This window comes from Aestuariibaculum marinum (assembly GCF_014596975.1).
GTDB lineage: Bacteria > Bacteroidota > Bacteroidia > Flavobacteriales > Flavobacteriaceae > Aestuariibaculum > Aestuariibaculum marinum.
The window spans coordinates 131,938-154,875 of record NZ_JACVXD010000004.1; the positions used below are offsets into that span (position 1 = coordinate 131,938).

Sequence of the window (22,938 nt, forward strand, 5' to 3'; positions counted from 1 at the left end):
GATATGAAAAAAATAATATATACACTATTACTAATACCTGTTTTTGGATGTAGTGATTTTTTAGATGAAGTTGATCAGGATAAGCTTATTCCTGAAACAACAGATCATTATGCAGCCTTGTTGCTTAACGAATTTAGTTTTGATTATCCTGTTTTTTCGTCTATTGATCATATGACAGATAATATGGTTGAGGACCCAAAGGGACTATCATCTGAAAAGTGGGGTAGAAAAACAACCTTTACTTGGCAACGTGAAATAGAAATTGATGAAAATGGAAATGAATTAGGTTCTATTAATAATGCATGGGAACAAACTTATGAAGATATCGCCATTACTAACTATGTTATCGAGTTAATCGATGAGGCATCAGGGGAGCAAAGTGAAATAGATAATATAAAAGGGGAGGCTTATTTTGTTAGAGCTTTAAGTTATTTCAATTTATTGAATTTATACGGTAAGCCTTATAATCCTGAATCCGCTGATGTAGATTTGGGTGTGCCATTAAGAGATGATATAGGCGTTGAATCGACATATACCAGAAACTCCGTAGCTGAAGGCTATGATCTTGTTGAAAGCGATTTGTTAAAAGCTATAGAGTTTATTAGTGCGAGTGGTATTACTAAAAGTGCTTGGCACCCAAACCTAGCAACTTGTAACCTTTTAATGTCCAGAGTTAAGTTGTACCAAGAAAAGTGGGATGAAGTAATATCGTATTCAGATAAGGTTATTCAGGCAGGAACATTAACCAAAATGTCTAGCACGGTGCCTTTTGTTAGAGATAACAATGCTGAAATTTTATATTCTTACTATACAACAAGACCGATACATAATTTGTATAATTTTAATTCAATTATATATAGTCCCTATCGAGTTAATAACGAGTTGATTAATCTTTATGATGCTAATGATCTTAGAAAAGATGTTTTCTTTTTAGGGGTTGATGACGGTACAGGTAAATTGTTTTACCGAACAAAAAAATACGAAACAGGGAGATATACAGATTTAGGTTTTGCCAATTTTAGAGTTGCTGAAGCGTATTTAAACAGAGCCGAGGCTTATGCGCAAAAGCAAGAGTATGCCAATGCTTTAAACGATATTGAAACTTTACATGCAAGTCGTTACAGTAATGTTTCAGGTATTGTTTACCCAACTGATGACAGCGAAGTGTTAACATATGTATTAAACGAAAGACGTAAAGAGCTTTGTTTTGAAGATCACCACAGGTGGTTCGATTTAAGACGTATGGATAACCGTCCTGAAATAAAACATGTTTATACTATTGTAGAAGATGATAATACGGTAACTGGAACTGAAACGTATACTTTATTACCAGACGATTTAAATTATACATTACCTATTCCTTTAAAGGAAAGAGAGAACAATCCGCTGATTTATAATAATGAGCGCTACGAAAAAATACCTACCATAGAAGACTAAAAATTTACGCATATGAAAAATAATATATTAATACATCTTGCCTTAGTAGTATTTTCTCTAGTGGCTTGCGACGTTGATGAGTATGTAACAGCATCAAATGCAGATGAGGATAGAGTCTTATCTCAAATAGATTTTTCTAACCCAAATATTAAAATGTTGTACGACGAGTATAACATGGGGTTATTATTTGAATACGAAAAGGCTTTAGATTTTGCATACGATGCAGGCTCTGTTGGTCAAGTTAATATTTGGAGAGGTATCGATATGCCTCAAATTCAAACTAGATTCGAGGTAGATAGTGTTTTAACTCCTGAGGGAAAAGTTGAATACGAAGCGTATAAAGCGGAAGTAACTACCTTTTTAGTAGAAAACCTATTTAACTACTTTAAGCCTAATAGCACAATTGCTACGTTAATGCCTTACAAAGTATTGGTGAGTAATAGTCTGTTTAGTGAGAGCTCAGTTCGTGATGATGCTGGTGATATTTTAACAGAAAGTGAAGAAAGATTATCTAGCTCTGCTGAAAATAACTTACGTACTGTATTCAATAAACACTCAATTGTGTTTTCTGTAGACCTAGACCAACTTTCCACATCGTCAAGGATAGAAGAGTTTACAAAAGATAATTTCTATATTTTACTAAGTAGAATTATGGGAATGCATAATCTTTACGATCTAGTTCCAGATGAGTTTTATGCTGGTAAAGAGGACTATTACGGATTAGAAATGGATGAACCTTTTATTACAGAAACAGGTAAAGAAGATTATGCAAGAATCGATTTTATCGAAAAAGACTGGTTTTACGAAAAAGGGTTTATAGATGCAAAATATTTCTATGGTTTTTCTAGTGGTTTAAGAAATTTTAATCAGTACTATGATCAAGAAACAGGAGAACTTTTTGATCAGTCTGTCACAGGGTACAGATATATTTCTCACCCAAAGGCACTTCAGGATGGTTATGATTTTGTAGCAAACAGAGAGGAAGATGTAAGAGCTTATATAAATGAATTAATTTTTAGAGATGCTGATGAACTTTTAGCATTTCCAGAAAATATTCAAAATAATTTAAAAATTATTTTAGGCTTGTTAACAGAATGGGGTGTAGATATTTTAGCAATTAACCCTGATTTGGAAGTGTTAAATCAATAATTAATTAAAGTGTAAATGATGACAAAGAATTTATTATATACAGTATTGATAGGCATATTTGGACTTTTAATGTTTCAAGCCTGTCAGGATGATCCAACTTTTCCAGATCCAGGTTTTGAAATTTCGGACCAACGTGTAGAGGTACGTCGTGATACCGCAGATTACTATAATGTGCATATGAGAATGACGGTACCTAACAAGGTGAAAGAAATTCTTGTTTTGGATGGGTTAGATTATAATTTAGTCGAAACCATTACAGAATACAATGGAGAAACGAACTTCGATTTTGATTATGTAGTCGATTTAACAGAAATAACAGAGGAAACAGTTTTAAACTATATTATTAAAGTAACCGATGAGGATGGAAGAAGTTTTAATAGAGGTATTAGAATCGTTGTGCAACCATTCTCGTTTCCAACAATCGATTTAATTGGAGGTAACAATGTGGCGATTGTCGCTCCAGCCTATAATGTAAAAGGAGATATTAACACAGGGTTGAATACCATTGCATTAGTGCAGGTAATTTATAATGACCAGGTGAGTTATGAATATCAGCCAAACCAAGGTGAAGAACTTAATGAGATGTCATTAAAAGCCTTGGTTTTAATGGGGGAGTTAGAAGTGGGGCAGGAATACCCAATCGAAATTTTTATTAGAGATAGTGAAGGTCAAGAATCTACTACAGTTGTAACAATAACCAAAACAGATGTTCTTAAAAAACCAACAAGAATAAATTATATAAACCGAACAGGAACTATTTGGTATATTATTCCAACCTATGATGCAGACGGTAATATAATTCAAATTGATTATCATACGCCTTCCAAATCTACTTGGAATATTTGGGAGTTCACTTATAACGATATGGGAATGGTTGAAACAATTGTTCAAAATCCGTTGTATAGTGATGGAAGTCCTCGTGATTATAAAAACTTCACTTTTATTAATTATGTGCCAGCCAGTTCGCAAATTAGTTCTGTTCAATCCAGAAGTAATGATTACGACGAAGATGGAAATTTAGTCAGTGAAGGCGATCTTGATGATGAACGTTTCGATATTGTTTACAATGCATCAAATGAAATAGAATCGTTTGGGTATAGTCGTTATAGTGTAGATGAAGTAGTGTATCAAGATCCATTTGGTTTAGGAGAAAGTGTTTTTTCTATGTGGTGGCAATCAGAAAGCTACATGAGGGCTAGTGATAGAAGACAAAAAGTAAAAGCCTTCGATCCTGTATTAATGCCAACCTTTATGGAAGGCTTCCCTCCAATATGTAACCATATAAGTTTAGATGATGTAGCTAATGATATTTTATGGTATAAATACGTGCCTACAACAGTTGTGTCTACCGATGATGAAGAAAATCCTTATCAGTACTTAAATTTACCAAAGTTCACGTATGAGACCGATGAAGACGGGAATGTGATTGAATTAGTTAAAACATTCACAGGTTACAGAGAGGGGGATGTTGAAACTTACCTGTTCTTCTACGACGAAGAATAACAATTTAAATTTTAAAACAATAGGAAAGTGAATAAAGGAATTTTAAACTTTCTAAGCATAATTTTAATTTCTGCCCATTCTTATGGGCAGAAATTTTTTATGCCAGAAGGTATTACGTATAAAAAATTAGAAAACGGGTTTAGATATTATATTGTCCCTAATGGAGAGCCTGGTAAAATAGGAATATATCTCTTGTCCGATACTGGTAGTTTTGTTGAAAAACAAGAGGAACGTGGTGTAGCTCATTTTTTAGAGCATATGGTATTTAAGGGGAGTAAAAACTACCCCGGAAATGAAACCTCAGAAGCTTTAGAGCGTATGGGTTTAAGAATAGGACGTGACTATAACGGTTCGGTGAACGATACCCATACAGAATATCGTGTTTTTATTCCGGAAAACAACAAGGAGACTCTAAAACAAACACTTCGATTAATGAACGATTGGTGTTTTAATCTTCAGATGGACTCCACTGATTTAGAGGTCGAGAAGAAAGTAGTTATTGAAGAAATAAAACTTAGACGAGGAGGAGGGACGCCTTTTGTTATTGGTACTTATCTGGAAGGTCATAATGGCTTAGGTTCTAAAGAGCAGATTAATAGTGTAACATCCAAAGACGTTAAAGATTTTTACCACAAGTACTATACCGCAGATCAATTAGCACTTGTTATTTACGGTAAAGTTGATGAAAAAAAGGTGTCCAGATACATCCATAAATTATATGGAAAACTTCCTAGAGCAACGGATAAAACGGATAATAAATATTTGGACCTAAGTAGGGAAACGATTGTTAATGGGAACTACCAAAATGAAAACTCTGAAATGTTAGTTTTAGGGTTTAAAACCCGAGATTTTCCTGTTGTAGATTTACCTTCTTATAAAAAGGATTTGATTTATAAGGTATTTTGCGAAATGCTCGAAAATAGGATAAACCAATTATCTAATTCAGATTTAGAAAGAGTGAGAGCAAATATAGCTGTGCCTTTTACTGGTAATTTATGGTTTAATTTTAGACTTGAAGCCAAAAAAGATGCCAGTTATAATAATATGCTAAAAAACTTTAATTATGTAATTGCGCAAGCCAGGCGTTTTGGGTTTTTACAGGAGGAAATCAACTTTTTTGTAAATAAACTATTAAAACGTTATACCAGTGCTTTAGGTAGTGCAGATAATTATTTCGGAGCTGCACAATTACATTTTTTTAAAGGGGAAATGCCAATTTCAACTCAGGATAAAGTAAAGTATACGCAGGAAATTGCTAATACAATTACCCCTAGAGATTTTATAGAAGTGCTTAACAGTTTTACAGACTTAAATAAAACTATTTTGTTTGATAAACATGCAAACGCTTTTCAAGCAGGGTTTAATGAGGCTTATATATTAGGCGCAATCAAGCAAATTGATAAAAATACTAAGGTTGCACCATATCAATTTTCAGAGCCATCTAATCAATTTGAAATAAGAAATAATACAAACTTACCTGAAGTTAGAATTGAGAATTTAAATCCGAAATCAATAAAAAAAAAGGTAAAACTTGGCGATTATCTATATTTATTAGAGTACGATAATGGGATCAAAGTCGTCGTGAATAATGCTCCAAATTCGCAAACGCAAATTAAAATTGTTAGTAAGCATGGTTTGAACAATATCCCTGAAAAGGATCGAGCATTGTTTAAGTTTACTGCCGATTATTTAGATGAAGCATTTGGCGATTACAACCAAGAGGAGGCCAGAGATTTACGCCGAAAACTTAGAGTTTATAAAAATCTGGAATTAGGAAATACTGATTACGAGTTACAATTAAAAGGATCAAATCAAAATTTTCAGCAGTTAATTAAAGTTTTTAATCTTATTGTAAACAATCAACCCCAATTAAAGGTAGATGAGGTGCAAAAACGCATAGATCGCTTTTATAAGTCACCTAACAATTCTAATGACACCTATCAAGGTTATACAAACAAAATCTTAGGTAAAGGACTTGACACACCTTCAATTGAAAAACCAATTATAGATGAGAATATTATAGGACGCTTTTTAGAATATAATCAATGGTTTAAACGCAGTTTAAAAGATGCATACATTTATGTTGGCGGAGAGCTTCCTGAAGATGTAGATGAATTGATTTCAACATACATTGCCACAATTCAGCCCGTGGTATTTAATACAAAAATTGATGAAACACAACCACCTTTAAAAACTGAAAAACCCGCAATTAAAGATATCAGTTGGAATAAAAAATCCACCAAGTCAAGTTTTATGTTTGCAAGTGTAAGCAGTAAACCAATTACTTTTAAAGATCAATTAATTAGTGAGGGTATTGCAGAATACGGGTATAAACGCATGTTCCAGATATTGAGAAAAAAGTATGGATATGTTTATTCTTTAGGTGCTTCAAGTCATACTAATGTTTCTAAAAACTTATCAGCATTGAGCATACGGTATATTGTTGAAGACGAGGCTAATGTAGAGGCAGCTCAAAAAGCAATGATTGATGAGGTTTTGTATCCTATGAGTCAAGGGGAGTTATCTGATGATGATACTACAATTATTAAGGCGCTATTAGAGAAAGATTATGTGGCTTCATTTTATGAAACCGATCGTGTAAGTTCAGATTATTTACGGTGGGGACTTGATTATGGTAAATTATACACAATGAAGGATTTTCAAAAGATGGTTCGAAAAATATCTAAAGAAGATATAGAACGGTATATGAAACGATTAATCAATTTGGAGGCGTATTTTATTCTGGTACAAAAGTAAATCTTTCAAATATATAGTGCTTTAGCTATCAGGTTTGTAATGGAATTTAAAAGCTGTTATCTTTAAAGATAGCAGCTTTTTTAGTTGTTATGTCACTCTAAATGCCGAAAAATGCGTCTTATTAATATGTAGCCAACTTAGGCTATTTCCTAAACTTAATAAAAAAATATGAAAAAAAATGTATTAACTCTTATGGCAATCGTCTTATTAGGAGTTTTTAATTTATCTGCTCAGGGCATAGAGTTTCAACACATTTCTTTAGAAGAAGCGCTAGAAAAGGCAAAAGCTGAAGATAAATTAGTGTTTATTGATTTTTATACTACCTGGTGTGCGCCTTGTAAGGCTATGGCCAAAAATGTATTTACCTTGCCAGAGGTAGGAGCTGTCTATAACAAAGAATACATAAACATAAAGCTTGATGCTGAAAAGGAAGGCTTAAAATCGGCAAAAAAATATTTGGTAAATAGCTATCCTACTTATATTTATTTAAATGCGAATGGCAATATAGTTTATAAAGAAACAGGAATGCGCCTAGCTAATAATTTTATTCAGTTAGGACGTGATGCAGTGGCGTCAGAAAATAGTCAGTTTAGTCTGGAAAAATTACGGGCTAAATTTCCAAACAAGCAGGATGATGCAGGTTTCTTAAAAATTTACTTTACTAAAGTACAGGAATACGGGCAGAATCCAACAGAAGGTATTAATGCCTGGTTAAAAGTACAAACTGAAATAGAGGAAGACGATGTCGATATGATGGAGTTCTTGCTAAAGAATAAAGATTATATTATACTAAAATCTAAAGGCGAAGAAATCTTAAAAGTCAATTTCGATGAGTATATGGACATTGCAACGCGCAAGGAAGAAAAGGAGTTGCAAATTTTCGAAGAAGTTCGGTTAGCCCAAAATACCAAAAACTACGCTTTAGAGACCAAAAACCCTGAGTTGTGGTTCACCTTTATGCAAGCCTTCAATACATTACCAGAAAAATACAAGAAAAGAGGGAATTACCTAGAGTATAAAATAACATATTATGCTTTACTTAAAGATTCTGAATCTTATAAAATGGCGGTTGAAAATTACGTAGATAGCTTAATGGTTCAAAACACTTCAGGTAAAACCAAATCAGGAGCCATTGTCCAAGACCTTAGCAACAAAGGGGAAGCGTATTTAAAATATGCAGATTCTAAAAGTGATTATAAAACATTAGAAAACTGGATAGAATACGGAAATGAATTAGGCGCAAGTATTTATTATATGGATAACCTAATGGCTGATATGTTCTATAAAAAAGGAAAAAGGAAAAAGGCCTTAGATTACAAAGAAAAAGCCATAGCCAACTGGCCTAAAGGCGATAAAAAACTATCGACTAAAAAGTACGAATTAGAGCAAATGAAAAAAGGTGAATTAATCTAAACACGTTATTTTACAAATTATGATAAACAAAAAAATAGTAGTATTTATTCTTTCTCTTATGCCATTTTTGGGGATAGCACAGGGAATGAATTTCGAACATATAACCCTAGAAGAGGCATTAAATAAAGCTAAAGCCGAAAACAAATTAGTGTTTATAGACTTTTATACAGCTTGGTGTGGGCCTTGTAAAAAAATGGCTCGAGAGATATTTCCACTATCAACAGTAGGAGAGATGTATAATAAAAACTTTATAAACTTAAAGTTAGATGCCGAAAAAGAAGGCGAAGCTATTGCTAAGCAATATAACGTAACAGGTTATCCTACCTTTTTGTATTTAGATACAAATGGTAAAGTGCTTTTAAAAGATAGCGCTTACAGACCAGAGGATATGTTTTTAGATATGGCACAAAGAGCTATATCATCTTTAGACAGCGAGTATAGTTTAGAAAACCTTAAAAATGAATTTCCAAATAGGCTGAATGACGAACAGTTTCTTAAGATGTATATTAAGAAAATGGATGAATTCGGACAGGATATTTCAGAAGGAGTTGATGCCTGGTTAAAAGTACAAACTGAAATGGACGAGTCGAGCCCTGAGATGTTAAAATATTTGCTTAAAAATTCGAGAAATATTTTAATAGGAGGAAAAGGTGAACAGATTCTTGATGAGAACTACGACACCTATATGAAACAAGCCTCTTCTTTTGAAGCTAAGATGTTATCAAGAATAAAGACTCAAATTCTCAATGGAACCTTCGATACTGCTGTCCGTAATAAAGACGCTGAGTTAATGAAAGTTTATATTGAAGCCTATAAACAGCAGCCTGAAAATCGTATTAAAGAAGATGATTTATTAGAAGCAGAATTAATCTATTATGAAATGCTTGACGATGATACATCCTATAAAACCATTACAGCCAATTATATAAATAACCTTATAGAGCAGACTTCGATAGAAGAGATTAAAACCGCCGACGAGAAAAGTTATAATATGTATAAAAAAGCATATGATAATGATCCTAAACCAGCGAGAGAGCGTATGCTACAGGCTTCAAAAGAAGGGTTGAAAGCTTCAAAACTTCTTAAAGAGTTGAATGAATTAAGTAAAGGGTATTTAGAAAAATCAACTTCTAAAAAAGAACTTAAAGCTATTGGAAAATGGATAAAGTTTGGTTATAAAGTAAAAGAAGATAACTGTTTTATGGACGATCTTCAAGCTGAATTGTTTTTCAAAAAAGGAAAAACACAAAAAGCCTTAGAGCTTAAGGAACGAGCAATAAAAAACTGGCCAAAAACAGATAAGAAGTTCGTAAATAAAGCATACGAACTTGAACAAATGAAAAAGGAAGCTTCTATTTAAATTATTAAAGATTATTTCATGATTAATAAAAAATCTATTTTATATACATTACTTCTATTACCTGTTTTCGCTATTGCACAGGGTATTCATTTCGAAAAAGGAAGTTTTCAACAAGCCTTTGATAAAGCAAAAAAAGAAAATAAAGTGTTGTTTATTGATGGGTATGCCGACTGGTGTGCTCCCTGTAAAAAAATGGCAAGAACAGTTTTTATGGAAGAAGCGGTAGGTACCTATTTCAATGAGCATTTTGTGTCTTATAAATTGAATATTGAAAAAGGTAACGGACCAAAACTAAAGGAGAAATACGGTATTCAAGGTTTACCTAGCTATGTGTTTATAGATGCCAATGATGATGTGGTTTACAGATCGTCTAGTGCTATGCCTACCGAAGAGTTTTTGAGTGAAGCAAAAGCAGCATGGGCATCAGCGAAAGATCCAAACAGCTTAGCGCGTTTATCTGAATTATATAGTAAAAACAAAAATGATGAAGCTTTAATAGCAAAATATTTAGATAAACTTCTTGAGGTAAAATCTCAAGAGAACTATACAGATGTGCTTGAGCAATACCTGAATATTCAAAAAAGTATTCCGGATTCTAGTAAAGCTATGGTTATGTTATTGGCAAACCATCATAAGCAATTAGTTTATGGAGGTGAGGCAGATCGAATTATTGAAAATAATAAGAAAACTAAAGCCTGGAAAAAATATGTTCGTAAGGATGTAAGAGAAACTTATCAGAAAGTTCCAAAGGAAATGATTACCACAACTACAGAGTATGCTATCGTTACCCGCGATACATCGTATCTGGAACTGGCTATAAAACATGCAGAAGAGTTAGGTTATAGAGCGGATGAAAAACAGCGAAAAAAGACCTACACCTATTACTATTTAAAAACGGAGCAAGGAGAAAAATACAAAGCTTTGGTTCATGATGATATTGTGAATTATGTGACTGAAATTGATAAAGAAAGTTTGAGAAGTTACTACTTAGAATGGTTAGATAGAAAGGCGGCAGGAGATCAAAAAGCTCTTAGAGAAAGACCTTTTTCTCTTCGTAAAAGTGAAGAAATTTATTACATGGTTAAAGACTATGTAGGTTTTGTAAATACCAAGGAAGAGAAAAAGGAAGTGTTATCATGGATGGAAGTAGCTTATTATATTCGTCCAAATTCAGCTGAAAACACCAGTAATTATGCTAATATTCTATATGTTGTGGGTGACAAAAATCAGGCTATAGAATTAAAGGAAGAAGCTTATAAATTAGGACAGGAAGAAAACCTTAAAAGATTATCGGCTATTAAAGGAGAATTAGATTTAATGAAGGCAGGCGAAGACATTTTGCTTTAAGCTTTTAAATTTATAGAATTATAAAAAATCAAAAGGCAATATGTTTATTTCAACCATAAACATGTTGCCTTATTTTATTGAAAAACATGCGTAAATTTTTAATATTCATTTTAACAGGAATTATTTCCTTTTCAGGGTTTTCACAAAACACTTTAGATTTAACTCAGGAGGTTCCGTTCGATAATACGATAAGAAGGGGAGTACTTTCAAACGGATTAACCTATTACATTAAACATAACGAACTACCAAAAGATAAAACCAGTTTTTATTTGTATCAAAATGTAGGTGCCGTTTTAGAAAACGATAAGCAAAACGGTTTGGCTCATTTTTTAGAGCATATGGCTTTTAATGGAACTACACATTTTCCGGGCAATACAGTAATAGACTGGTTAGAAAAAAAGGGAGTGAAGTTTGGTAAAGAAATTAATGCCTATACATCAACCAACGAAACGGTGTATAATTTAAGTGAGGTACCTACAGTTAATGAAAAGGTTATTGATTCCTGTTTGTTGATTTTAAGCGACTGGTGTAACGAATTATCATTAACAGATGAAGAAATCGACGCCGAGCGTAAGGTGATTCAAGAAGAATGGAGACAGCGTTACAATGCGAATTACCGATTAGATAAACAGCTTAAAGGTGTTAAGTATAATCATAGTATTTATTCAAAGCGTGACGCTTTAGGCAGTATGGATGTGGTTAAAAGTTTTAAGTATAAAGCTTTAAGAGATTTTTATCACGATTGGTACCGTACCGATTTACAGGCGATTGGTATTGTAGGTGACTTTGATGTCGATGTAATGGAAGAAAAAGTAAAAACCTTGTTTTCTAAAATCCCCGCCATTAAAAATCCTAAAGAGCGTAAATATGTGACTATCCCGGATAACGAAAAACCATTATATAAAGTTGCAACCGATAAGGAAGTTAAAAATGTAGGATTGACTTTAGAAATCAGACAGTTTTATAAAAAGGATAATTCACTAGCACAGCAACGCGAAAATTTTGTGCATACGTTTTTTAACAGTCTAATGAATGCGCGTTATAAAGAAGCCATTATGAAAGGTAAAACATCTTTTAAATCAGCTCGTGCATTGTATGGAGATTTTGAGAAAAATTACAAAGCCTTTAATTTAAATCTTTCAGCGAATGAAGGTGAAGTAGAAAATGCTTTTAAAGCAGTATACACCGAATTGCATCGTGTGGTACAACACGGTTTTACTCAGGGTGAAATAGACCGTTTAAAGGCTAAAATGCTTCAAAATAATGAAAATTGGTTACTGAATGGGGAAACGACAACTTCCGATAGCTATGCCAAGCGTATTAAAAATACGTTTTTAGATGGTTTAGCTTTTCCAACCTACGAGTTTGGATATAATTTTTCGAAATCAGTAATTCCAACCATTAGCAAAGAAGAAGTATCGGCATTAGCAAAGCAATACTTAACAGAAAAAAACCGTGTGTTTACAATTACCGCACCCGAAAAGGAAAATCTACAAGTACCTACGTTGAATCAAATTCAGTCTATTATGGCTGAGGTTGAAAATAGTAAATTGGAGCCTTACGTCGACCAGTTTCCAACAGATATGGTTTTGTTGGACTCTTTACCTGCAGGTGGAAAGATTATTGGAGAAAAACTTAATAGAGGATTTAAGGCTGTAGAATGGCAATTGTCTAATGGGGCTAAAGTGGTTTATAAGTTCAATAATGCACATAAAGGACACATCGAACTTAATGCCGTTAGTCAAGGAGGAGCTTCTGTGTACGATGTTAAAGATATTCCGTCGTTACAGGCGGTAAGTTTGGTAAACAGGTTTGGTATAGGTGATTTAGATCCGTTAACCTACAGTAAGGTCATGGTCGATAATTCAGCAAAATCTAATGTGAGTTTAGAAACCTATAACGAGCGTATTACTGCTAGTGCATCAATAAAAGATGTGGAATCCATGTTTCAATTGGTTTTCATGCGTTTTGAAACTCCTAGATTTGATGAGGCTAAGTTTAATGAATTGATGACTGGTAATTATAATAGTTTAAACAGTCCTGTTCAAAATCCGAATACGGTAATGAACAATACCTATAAAACATTAGTGGCAAATGGCGATCCGCGTTATTTTGAGTTCAATAAAGCATATTTGGATCAAATTCATTTCAATAGAATGAAAGAAATTTATGGAGAACGCTTTAGCAATGCAGCCGATTTCACCTTTTATTTAATTGGAGATGTGCCTTTCAATACCGTTAAGACGATGGTTGAAACCTACATTGGTGCTCTTGAAGGAAAAAATAATAAAGAAACTTATAAACCATTAGACGATTATTTTCCGAAAGGATTTAATAAACATCGTGTGGAGATACCAATGGAAGCGCCAAGAGCTATGGTTGTTATAAAAATGGAAGAGAATGTCGATTATGATCGTGAAACCATCATGCATCACAATATTTTAGGAGATATTCTTAATATCCGTTTTATTGAAAATATCCGGGAAAAGGAAGGTGGCGTGTACACCATTTCGGTAAACGCCGGAGATACTCGTTTGCCATCACCTAAATTAAATATGGATATATCATTTAGTTGTGATCCAAATAATGCCGAACATTTAAATGATTTGGTGTATAATGAATTAAAACAGATTCAAAATGAAGTAAAACAATCCGATTTAGATAAGGTGGTCGAGAATTTAAAGAAAACCAGACCACTTATGAAACAGTCAAACGCATATTGGATGAAAACTTTGGAAACCTATTATAATTACGGTGAAAACATGATGGCTCCAGAATATTATGATGCCATTTTAGACAAAGTAACAACCGATGATATTAAGAAAGCTGCACAAAGCTTTTTTAATAGCGCTAATACTTTAGATATTATATTTATACCAGAAGATAAGTAGTTTATAAATCGTTTAATCGTAGTTGACAAAAAAAGCCAGTGCATTTGCACTGGCTTTTTTGATTTTGTTTTTAGCAAATTAAAGTGCTTTATGATTAAGTTCTTTAATTATACGTTCTTTTGTAGGGTGCAACAGAATTAAATAAAACACTATAAGTATACCAAACAGTATAAAATCTTCCTTTAATATTAATATTATGAAAGCAGCACCTTCAAGTATAGCCCAACGAACGATGGCTGCTGTTTGATATATGGCCATATTATCTTCTAACTTAGGTTTTAGCTCAGCCGATTTTAATTGCGATTTAAAAAGGAAGTTACTTAAAAGGTATGCGCCAATAGGTACTAATAGGTATAAAATTGAATTTTGATTAATTTCCGGTAGCTCGAAAATCTTAGTAGAACTCCAGTTGCCTAATACGTAATACGCTACTATAACACCTGCACAAATGCCAAAATGTATAATTTTAATCGTCTTTAACTTTTCATTCATGGGATATTGAGTTATGTTACTTATTAAGCAGATATACTTTCTTTTTTCAAGGCTTTATTTGCAGCTTTAAAACTTAATCCAACAAATATTAAAATAACACCAAAAGTTAAATAATCCCAGTTAGCAGGTAAACGGTTTCTTCCCATTTCTGAAAATAATACATTTAAAATATTTCCAATGATAAAGCCAAACCCAGAGATAAAAAATAACTTGTTCAACAAAATTAATAGTAAATTGATTTCCACTTTGGGAGCGTTATCTACTTTGTTAATAAACTTATCTTTCAAAAAATTGATGATAAGAATAATGGTATAAATTAAAATTACTGCAATAACAAGTTTTACAAAAAGGAGGGTGTAAGTGTTTAAAATATTGCTATTTAGATTGAATGCTTCCGAAGTTTTCATTAGTTGTATTGAAATTTCATGATTAGTTAAGCCAACTAATATAGGATAATTTTAGAATGTAGGAATTGTTTCTTGTACAAAAAGGAAAAACCTTAATTTTTAAAAAGACTTTTAATGATATTTATTGGGTAGACTATTTGGCTAAAAAGTACAATAAACGAAACCAGATAAATGGCATTAGTTAAATGGTCGCCAGCATTGTATTGCATAATAGAAACTCTAAGGCATATGGATATAATCCAAATGGTGAATATGCCTCCAAATGTTAAGGTTATGTGCAGAATACTTAAGGGTTGGTATAAGCATTTTTCAGCTTTATGCATAATCCAGTATCCTAAACCCATAAATGCAAAAGCAATAGTTATTGATAGAAATAATTGAAAGCGACTGAAAATATAATAGGTGTCGTATACATTAAACTGCATGGTATCGTTTCTACTATATGCTGCGTTTAAAATAATGATTGGTATTGAAAGCCAAAATACCAGATAGGGTCGGTCTAATAGTTTGTACAACATGTCAAGTAGGTTTTGGTTAGGGTTAGGGGTGTTTGATTTTATACATTCACAAACCAAAAGTAAAAAACACGACAGTATTTTCGTATAATATGTTAATATTTTCGTTAAACGGTAGATAGTAACATCGTTAAGATGTAATTTGTTGAATTATTTCAGGTTTTCAACAATGGTACGAAAGGTTAAATTTACCCTTGGAGTTTTAATGAGTTTAGTCGGTGGAAGTCTATGTAGCCAGTGGGTTTGTGTGTCATCTTTCATAATGAGTAAGCTGCCATGTTCTAAAATCAATTCAATTTTTTTCTTAGTGTCTTTGTGCTTAAAAGCAAATTTACGCTCGGCACCAAAACTTAAAGAGGCAATAGCGCCGTTCTTTTTTAAATCTTTTTCACCATCGCTATGCCAGGCCATGCCTTCACTGCCGTCGTGATAAAGATTAAGTAGGCAGGAGTTAAAGGTTTCACCTGTTTTTTGTTCAATTAAGGTTTTTAAGTCTAATAAACTTTTAGTCCACGGTAGAGCATGTTTTGTGGTATTCGAATACGTGTAAGAAAATGTTTTTTCGCCGTACCAAGCTACTTTGCGTTTAGTTATAATCCGTTTTCCAAAAATAATAGCTTCATCGTTTCGCCATTCTATATCCTCTAAAAGATGGTTTAGATAGTTGTCGGCAGCTTTTTTATTTAAAATATAGCCATAGTAGTTTACGGTTCCATCGTATGGAAGCCAGTTTTTAGAATGGTTTATTTCTGGTTCAAAAAGATTCATAGCTTATAAAATAGTCTTCTCATATAGATTATAAGTCGAAAGCGGTAAGGTTTTCTCACCAACTTTATTAAAGCCTAAGTTTTCGTAATATTTGCAGAGTTTCGGGTTTTTAGAATCGGCATCCAAACGAAGAAATTTACGTTGCTTACTTTTTGCCTGTCCTGCAACAGCTTCTAAAACTAGTTTACCCAGGCCAGAACCATTATAGGCTTCTTTTACTATTAACGAATGCACATACAAAGCAGGTTCCTTTTGTTCTCCCCAATATAAAATATCTTCATTTAAAATACGAACCATGCCTATTGTAGCATGGTTCGTATTTTTTATAAAAAAGTATTCGTTCTTGTTAATACCGTCTTGAACCCATTCAGTTTTTTCAGCTGGTGGATTTTTCCAATATTGCCAATGATCGATGTGTTTCTTGGCAATTTTTTCAGCAGCCTCTTTAAATAAGTTTAAAACGGTTGGTAATTCATCATGGAGCACTTGATGAAAGGTTATTGTCATTTAAGTTATTTTTTCTTGTTGCCTTTGCCAGGATTGTTCTTTTTATCGTTACCGGAACTGCCTTTAAACTTTTTGCCTTTATACTTTACCAGATGGTCGTTATTGTATTTTTGTGGCGAATCGCTATTCAAATCTAACTCTATTTTAGCCGCTCTACCTAAGTCGAAACTAGCATATAACGAAGGTAACTTAGCACTTACACGCCAATTATCACCACTTAAATAAATATATGAATTCTTCTGTAAATCGTAATAGAAGTTACGGTCTGGAAAGTATATGTGTCTGGTTTTTGCATTATACCCATGTGCCGGAGCCCATTTTGGTGGCTGGCTGTAGCCTTCAAAAGAGAAGGAGAGGGTTAAAGCTAAAAAGAAAATAAATGTAAGTAATCCGTGTTTTGTTTTCATTTTCTGTTAATTTTATGGGGTTAACTGTTTTTTTGTGGTTACAATATTTTAATTGTATTACCTGTAACATCTAAATTTGGGGCTTTAAATGGAAAAACTAAGATAGTTAATTTTAATGTATTTTTTGGCTTAGCCGTTTTTCAGTTTTCTTGTAAAGGTATTCCATAATAAAACATACGGCAATAATGGTAATAGCGATAATAACACCTATGAGGTTAGAATTGAATTGCTGACTAATTAAAATTACAAGGGCAACCATGCAAAGGATGAAGCCTAAAAAAGGAATGATTTTATTTCCGTTAATGGCTTTCGAAAGTTTAAAACCTACATAATTAACCACTCCAAAAATGAGTAGGAAACCAACGCTTCCAGCAGTTGAAATACTTTCAAGTTTTAATACGTTTACTAAAATTAAAGTGCTTATAGAGGTAATTAGTAACCCAATAGGTTGATTCCAGAGTTTCGATAAAAAGTGATGAGGTAGTTCGTCGTCTTCAGCAATTTCATAATTCACGCGACTACCACCATACAATGAGGCATTAATAGCAGAAAAGGTTGAGATTAATGCAGCAATAGTTATGATGCTAAACCCTATTTTACCGAGCATAGGTTTGGCAGCTTCAGCTAAAGCATAATCTTGTGCATCGGCAATTTGTTTAAAAGGTAAAGATCCAACTGTAACGAAAGCAATAATAATATACAGGATAATGACAAAAATAACCGAGTAATAATAGGCTTTCGGTATGTTTTTAACTGGGTTTACAATATCGGGAGCAGCATTAGCAATCAGTTCAAAACCTTCATAAGCCACAAAAATAACCATGCCTCCTGCAAATAATTTTACCGGAGTTTCCCATTCAGAAATCGCTAATTGTGTCATATTGGGGTTTCTAAATAATCCATAGATACCAATACCAATAAAGCCAAGAAGTATAATGAGCTTTATAATAACAGCATAAGATTCTATTTTGCCAACCACAGTAATACTGTAATAATTTATAGCAGTGGCTAAGGCGATTATGGCACTTGCGTAAATATGAAAATCTAATATTTTACTGGTTGTTAAGGTGAAAAGGTTAGGGGCATGCGAACCAAATGCCGAAGCATAGAGCGAGAGCATGATAATATAACTTACCCAAAGTAAATTATTCATAGCACCACTAAAGACCGATTTACCAAACCCTTGATTTATGAACTTAACCGTACCGCCGCGGTCAGGATAAGCTTTAGAAAGGTTAACATAACTATACGAGGTGATTAATGCCAATAATCCAGCCAGTAAAAAGGCAACAGGTGTTCCGCCTTTAGCCAAAGATACGGCAAGCCCTAATACCGCAAAAATACCACCGCCTACCATACCGCCTATACCAATAGATATGGCTTCTTTAAGTCCAATGTTAGTCTTAGACTTTCCCATTATTTAGTCATTAGGGTAGACTTTATTCCATTCGGTTTTCATATCAATAATGGTCCATCCGCGTCTCAAGGCGACTTCCATGCCTTTTTCTAACGTTCCCATAGCGGTATGTTCATCGTATAAAAACTCGCGATCGCCATCGGTATGATTTACATAAATTAGGAGATGAGGTAACGGATTTGCAGTGTCACAATACTGCATCATTTCCAAATCCCCATCAGAGTTTCCTCCAATTAATATGGGTTTTTTACCAATAAACTTACTAATGGCAATCACTTTACCTTCATGGTCGTCGTTGAAGTCAAAATCTCTCGTTTGTACCACCGTTATAGAATCTCCTTGTTTTAAAACGTCTCTTTTAAAGGAAGAACCAATAATCTGTTCTTTAGGAATACCATAAATCTTAGGGGCCCATGCTCGCATAAATTCCTGACTGCCACCTGAAACAATGTATATTTTAAATTGATGAGCCCTCAAATAATCTAATAGCTCCAGCATGGGCTGATAAACCAGTTCTGTATATGGTTTTTTCATAACCGGATGTTTCGCAGAGGACAGCCAATCGGTTACAACGGTATCAAAATGATCTACATTTTGTGTGGCCTGTGCGGTACCTACAAGTTTAAGAACATCTGCGGTATGAAATGTTTTTATAGTTTCAAGGTCATCTTCAATAACGGCTTTAAAAGGCATTTCATTGCTCCATTCCGGATGATCTTTAGCTAATTCCTTAATTCTATCTAACACAAAAAAGATTTGGGAAGGTAATGGTTGTTCTACCCAAAGCGTACCATCATTGTCAAAACAGGCAATACGGTCTTCCGGTTTTACATAACTATTACTTGTAGAGTCTGAAATAGTTTCTACGAACGTAATAATATCAGTTTTTGAAGTGCCTTCGTTAAAGGATGGCAAGGCGTCAATTACTTCTGTAACTGTGTTTGTACTGTTGCTTTTATTTTGTTGTTTACAAGACCAATTTAAATGTGATGCTGCCAGTAAAACAAAAAGTAAGATGGCATTTTTAGAAAAGGATTTCATGATTTTTATAGAATAGGTATTCCATAAAGATAAAAGAAAAATAAGAATTAACCTATACTCTTTGAGGACTATACGCTGTATGCTTAAATTATGTTCTTAATATTTTTTCCATGGACTTACCTCTGGCGAGTTCATCAATAAGCTTATCGAGATACCGAATTTTTTGCATTAAAGGGTCTTCAATATCCTCCACGCGGTAACCGCAAATCACTCCGGTAATTTTAGAAACATTTGGATTAAGCTGAGGTGCTTCATTAAAGAAGGTCTCAAAATCGGTTTTGTTCTTTAGTATGTTTTCGAAATCAGTGTTATTATAACCTGTTAACCAGAAAATAATAGTGTCCACGTCTTCTTTGGTGCGTCCTTTTTTCTCGGCCTTATTTATATAGTGCGGATAAACACTGGCAAACGCCATAGAGAATATTTTATGCTTGTTCATGGTTTTATCTTTTTCTTGATGAATATTTATCGTGAAGCCCAATGCCATTTAGAATATTATCAGCACATTTTTCAATACGTGATAATCGTGTTGCAGACTGTTTAGCTCCTGAAAAGTAAAGAATATAACCGCGTTGCCTGCCAGGGGTTAACGATTCAAATGCTGATTTTAATACCGGATCTTCATCAAACTTTTGTTTGAGTTCTTCCGGTAGTGGCTCCGGCTCCTTTTTGAAGGGAATGCTTAAACCTTGTTTTTCAATTTCTATAGCTTCAAAAATATAAGCTTTAATATCAGGTGCCAGAGTTTTAACTTGCTCGTTATCCGTAAATTTTAAGAGTCGAACAGCTTGTGAGTTTGGGCCGGGAGGAACCAGCAAACTTTTGGTGTCTTTTATTAAAACGCCTTTAAAAAAACTTATGCAGCAAAAGTTTTTATAAGCACTTAGCATGATAACGTTAGTGTTGTTGTAGGTGTAACAGGGTACACCCCATTTACAGGTTTCGGTTAATCCACATTCTAAAATAATATGACGTAATGCGATAAGTTCGCTATCCCAATTATGGACTTTACAATCCGGAGTGCTCGCAAGTGAGCATCTACCGCAGCCATCAATAAAATAGGTTTTTACATCGGTAGTCATCATGATTTGTAGTATTTGAAAACTAAGATACTAACTTAATCACTTATAAAAAAGCCTTAATGGGAGTAGAGATATGGCTAAAAACTTTATAAAACTTATTTTGTCATTTCCTGTGTTAACAAACTGTCTATAAACTGTTGTTCGGTGTATTTTTGATCTTTAGGAGAATGACTGTTAGACATGTATAAATATGGGATAGAATCTCCTTGGTAGAGGTAATAACTATTATCTTCAAATCCGCCATTCCAGCGATCTGGTGAAAAGATGCGAATCTTGTTGCTAAGGTATAACGATTGGTCTAGGTGTATCACATTTTCATTTGATTTTAATTCTTTACTAAAGAGGTCTGTTTTACTAAATCTATCCATGGAATTTTCTTTAACATCATAAATAATTAAAATATACTCTTTGTCGGATGTAAAATGAATATCGTTAGTGCTATTCATGTATTTAAAACCAATATAACCTACAGTACATAATACTAACTCGATTACAAAAATGATATGGTAAGGCGTACTTTTAATGAAGAATCGATCTAAAACATACACGGCAAAAATAAAAACCACAATAGGAATGACCATAATGGGATAAAGAATCATCGGGCTTTCATACGTGAGTCCTATGTAAATAGATTGTATTGCGACTGCGATGCCTAATAATGTAACGATGGTGAATGGGGTAACCGGATAAACCCAGGATTTAAGTCTTTTTAAAGCTGCCATGACTTGTTATATTTAGCATGAAACTAACCCCCTATACTAAAGGTACGAAATATAGAGGAGGTTTACTATAAAAGAGGTATATTGTTTCTGGTGAGTTTATACGAATTAATGTGATTTTTTAAACATTACTTCATGTTATTAAAACCAGAAATTTACACCTAAACTTAAGGAAGCTGCTTTGTAATGTTTTTGGTTAATATGTGCATAAGAGGCTATTAAGGCTAGTTTTTCCTTAAAATAATAACCAATCACAGGTCGTAAATAGATGCCTCCCGTACTATCCTCCTCAAATGCGCTACCAAAATAAGTTCCAAGATTACCGTCTATAGCGTAGCCTAAATCGAAACCAGCCGCCCAGTTTGTATTTAGTTTAACCCTTCCACTGGCAGCAATTGGAATATAAAAAGCTGGTAATGAATCAAAAGACTCAGGGAAATCCTCTTCAAATAAATATATAATACCGATTGTTGGTCCTATATAAATCTTATCAGATACTTGCCAGGAATAGTAAAAGTTACCCTGAAGTGCAAATGAGTAAAAATCGCCGGAATCGGCTAAAGGCACCCCAACATTAGCTTCAAATTTAAAGCCTTCTTGTGCGTTAAGGCTTAGCGAAGAACAAAACAGGAAAAAGACTGCGAGACATAGCCACGTACTTTTCATAATAGTCATTTTGCAAGTAATGAAGTCAGGCAGTTAAGGCTTGCTTAAAGATACGATAAAAAAGATTATGGAAATCTTAAAAAGTTTCTTAGAATCAAAAAATAAGTGCTAATCAAGGCGTTTTTTTATCATTAGTGTTACTTCAGTTCTACAAATACCGGTAAGTGGTCTGAAACACAAAGGCCGTTAGTGCGTTGGTCGTCTATATGACGGTAATTAAGTACCGTTGCATTTTTAGTAAAAATATAATCGATGCGATTTTCTAAAGTAGCCTGAGGGTCAAAGTTGTTGAATGTTCCCAAAGGGCCGTAAAACGGACTTTCAGCGGTTTCTAATCCGTCATCAAGTTTTGTTTTTAAGGTTTGTATTGGGGCACTGTCTGGTATGCTGTTTAAATCGCCCATCACAACCAGCTTTTCTTTGGTAATACTTAATTCTTCAATAGTTTTTAAAATGAGTTTCGCTGACTCTTCCTGCGCTTTGGGGCCTATATGGTCGAAGTGCGTGTTAAACACATAGATGATTTCTCCAGTATACCTGTTTTTAAACAGCCCATAAGTGCAGATACGTTCCATAGACGCATCCCAGCCTACTGAAATCTGTTCAGGGGTTTCCGAAAGCCAGAAGGTATTTTGTTGAAGTACCTGAAACTTGTTGCTGTCATAGAATAATGCCGAGTATTCGCCTTGGGTTTTGCCATCGTCACGGCCTACACCAATGTAATGGTAGTTCGTCGTGTTGTTTTTTATAAAGTTTACCTGATGATGTAAGCCTTCCTGTATACCTAGAAAGTCGGGATGGTAATAGTCAATAAGTTTCGCGACTTCTGTTTTACGGTGTTCCCACCAGTTCGCTTTATCGTTGGCCGTATCGTAACGGATATTAAAAGACATCACGGTGGTTTGTGCCTGTAACGCCCATGCGGTAAATAGAAAGGTGAATGTAAGAAGCGTGGCTGTTAGTGTTTTCATAAGAAATCGGACTTTCTATATTATAGATTTTGATGAAAGCCCGATAAAGCTACATAATATTTTTTGTCCTTGAGTTATATTTTTATTAA

Annotated in this window: 21 protein-coding genes; 8 read left to right on the forward strand and 13 right to left on the reverse strand. The window is 33.8% G+C overall.

Annotated elements, in window-relative coordinates; translation table 11 throughout:
• Positions 1-3: 3 nt before the first annotated feature.
• The 8 genes from ICJ85_RS09400 (at position 4) to ICJ85_RS09435 (ending at position 13,857) form a co-directional block, all read left to right on the forward strand.
• Positions 4-1,437, forward strand: a complete 1,434-nt coding sequence (locus ICJ85_RS09400) for a RagB/SusD family nutrient uptake outer membrane protein (RefSeq protein ID WP_188223538.1) — start codon at positions 4-6, stop codon at positions 1,435-1,437.
• 12 nt (positions 1,438-1,449) lie between these two features.
• A complete protein-coding gene (locus tag ICJ85_RS09405; RefSeq protein ID WP_188223539.1) occupies positions 1,450-2,586 on the forward strand; it encodes a hypothetical protein in 1,137 nt (378 codons plus the stop codon).
• 15 nt (positions 2,587-2,601) lie between these two features.
• Positions 2,602-4,089 carry a hypothetical protein gene (locus ICJ85_RS09410; RefSeq protein ID WP_188223540.1) on the forward strand — a complete coding sequence of 496 codons (1,488 nt, stop codon included), beginning with the start codon at positions 2,602-2,604 and terminating at the stop codon, positions 4,087-4,089.
• A 27-nt stretch (positions 4,090-4,116) separates the two neighbouring features.
• Positions 4,117-6,846 (forward strand): M16 family metallopeptidase, encoded by a 2,730-nt coding sequence (locus ICJ85_RS09415; RefSeq protein WP_188223541.1) that lies wholly within the window; start codon positions 4,117-4,119, stop codon positions 6,844-6,846.
• A gap of 168 nt (positions 6,847-7,014) precedes the next feature.
• On the forward strand, positions 7,015-8,259 hold the full coding sequence (locus ICJ85_RS09420; RefSeq protein ID WP_188223542.1) for a thioredoxin family protein: 1,245 nt from the start codon (positions 7,015-7,017) through the stop codon (positions 8,257-8,259).
• A gap of 19 nt (positions 8,260-8,278) precedes the next feature.
• Positions 8,279-9,619, forward strand: coding sequence for a thioredoxin family protein (locus ICJ85_RS09425; protein WP_188223543.1), 1,341 nt, complete (start codon positions 8,279-8,281; stop codon positions 9,617-9,619).
• A gap of 18 nt (positions 9,620-9,637) precedes the next feature.
• Positions 9,638-10,966, forward strand: coding sequence for a thioredoxin family protein (locus tag ICJ85_RS09430; protein ID WP_188223544.1), 1,329 nt, complete (start codon positions 9,638-9,640; stop codon positions 10,964-10,966).
• An 86-nt stretch (positions 10,967-11,052) separates the two neighbouring features.
• Positions 11,053-13,857, forward strand: a complete 2,805-nt coding sequence (locus tag ICJ85_RS09435; RefSeq protein WP_188223545.1) for a M16 family metallopeptidase — start codon at positions 11,053-11,055, stop codon at positions 13,855-13,857.
• 78 nt (positions 13,858-13,935) lie between these two features.
• Here the strand turns inward: ICJ85_RS09435 and ICJ85_RS09440 are convergent, their stop codons facing one another.
• The 13 genes from ICJ85_RS09440 to ICJ85_RS09500 form a co-directional block, all read right to left on the reverse strand.
• Positions 13,936-14,349 carry an MFS transporter gene (locus tag ICJ85_RS09440; RefSeq protein ID WP_188223546.1) on the reverse strand — a complete coding sequence of 138 codons (414 nt, stop codon included), beginning with the start codon at positions 14,347-14,349 and terminating at the stop codon, positions 13,936-13,938.
• 23 nt (positions 14,350-14,372) lie between these two features.
• Positions 14,373-14,636: a hypothetical protein gene (locus ICJ85_RS09445; protein WP_188223547.1), complete on the reverse strand. Its 264-nt coding sequence runs from the start codon at positions 14,634-14,636 to the stop codon at positions 14,373-14,375.
• Between the two features lie 212 nt (positions 14,637-14,848).
• Entirely contained in the window at positions 14,849-15,274 is a 426-nt protein-coding gene (locus ICJ85_RS09450; RefSeq protein WP_188223548.1) for a hypothetical protein, read from the reverse strand.
• Between the two features lie 147 nt (positions 15,275-15,421).
• A complete protein-coding gene (locus tag ICJ85_RS09455) occupies positions 15,422-16,039 on the reverse strand; it encodes an alpha-ketoglutarate-dependent dioxygenase AlkB family protein (protein WP_188223549.1) in 618 nt (205 codons plus the stop codon).
• 3 nt (positions 16,040-16,042) lie between these two features.
• Positions 16,043-16,546 carry a GNAT family N-acetyltransferase gene (locus ICJ85_RS09460; RefSeq protein ID WP_188223550.1) on the reverse strand — a complete coding sequence of 168 codons (504 nt, stop codon included), beginning with the start codon at positions 16,544-16,546 and terminating at the stop codon, positions 16,043-16,045.
• Positions 16,547-16,551: 5 nt separating this feature from the next.
• The gene (locus ICJ85_RS09465) at positions 16,552-16,953 is read right to left on the reverse strand and encodes a hypothetical protein (protein WP_188223551.1); all 402 of its coding nucleotides are present in this window, start codon (positions 16,951-16,953) and stop codon (positions 16,552-16,554) included.
• 112 nt (positions 16,954-17,065) lie between these two features.
• Complete coding sequence (locus ICJ85_RS09470; RefSeq protein WP_188223552.1) at positions 17,066-18,370, reverse strand: APC family permease; 1,305 nt, start codon at positions 18,368-18,370, stop codon at positions 17,066-17,068.
• Positions 18,371-18,373: 3 nt separating this feature from the next.
• Positions 18,374-19,411 (reverse strand): HAD family hydrolase, encoded by a 1,038-nt coding sequence (locus tag ICJ85_RS09475; RefSeq protein ID WP_188223553.1) that lies wholly within the window; start codon positions 19,409-19,411, stop codon positions 18,374-18,376.
• Positions 19,412-19,499: 88 nt separating this feature from the next.
• Positions 19,500-19,850 (reverse strand): DUF2200 domain-containing protein, encoded by a 351-nt coding sequence (locus tag ICJ85_RS09480; RefSeq protein WP_188223554.1) that lies wholly within the window; start codon positions 19,848-19,850, stop codon positions 19,500-19,502.
• Between the two features lie 4 nt (positions 19,851-19,854).
• On the reverse strand, positions 19,855-20,496 hold the full coding sequence (locus ICJ85_RS09485) for a YdeI/OmpD-associated family protein (RefSeq protein ID WP_241739521.1): 642 nt from the start codon (positions 20,494-20,496) through the stop codon (positions 19,855-19,857).
• Positions 20,497-20,588: 92 nt separating this feature from the next.
• Positions 20,589-21,215 (reverse strand): hypothetical protein, encoded by a 627-nt coding sequence (locus ICJ85_RS09490; protein ID WP_188223555.1) that lies wholly within the window; start codon positions 21,213-21,215, stop codon positions 20,589-20,591.
• Between the two features lie 138 nt (positions 21,216-21,353).
• Complete coding sequence (locus tag ICJ85_RS09495; RefSeq protein WP_188223556.1) at positions 21,354-21,878, reverse strand: outer membrane beta-barrel protein; 525 nt, start codon at positions 21,876-21,878, stop codon at positions 21,354-21,356.
• A gap of 137 nt (positions 21,879-22,015) precedes the next feature.
• Entirely contained in the window at positions 22,016-22,849 is an 834-nt protein-coding gene (locus ICJ85_RS09500; protein ID WP_241739522.1) for an endonuclease/exonuclease/phosphatase family protein, read from the reverse strand.
• Between the last annotated feature and the right edge of the window lie 89 nt (positions 22,850-22,938).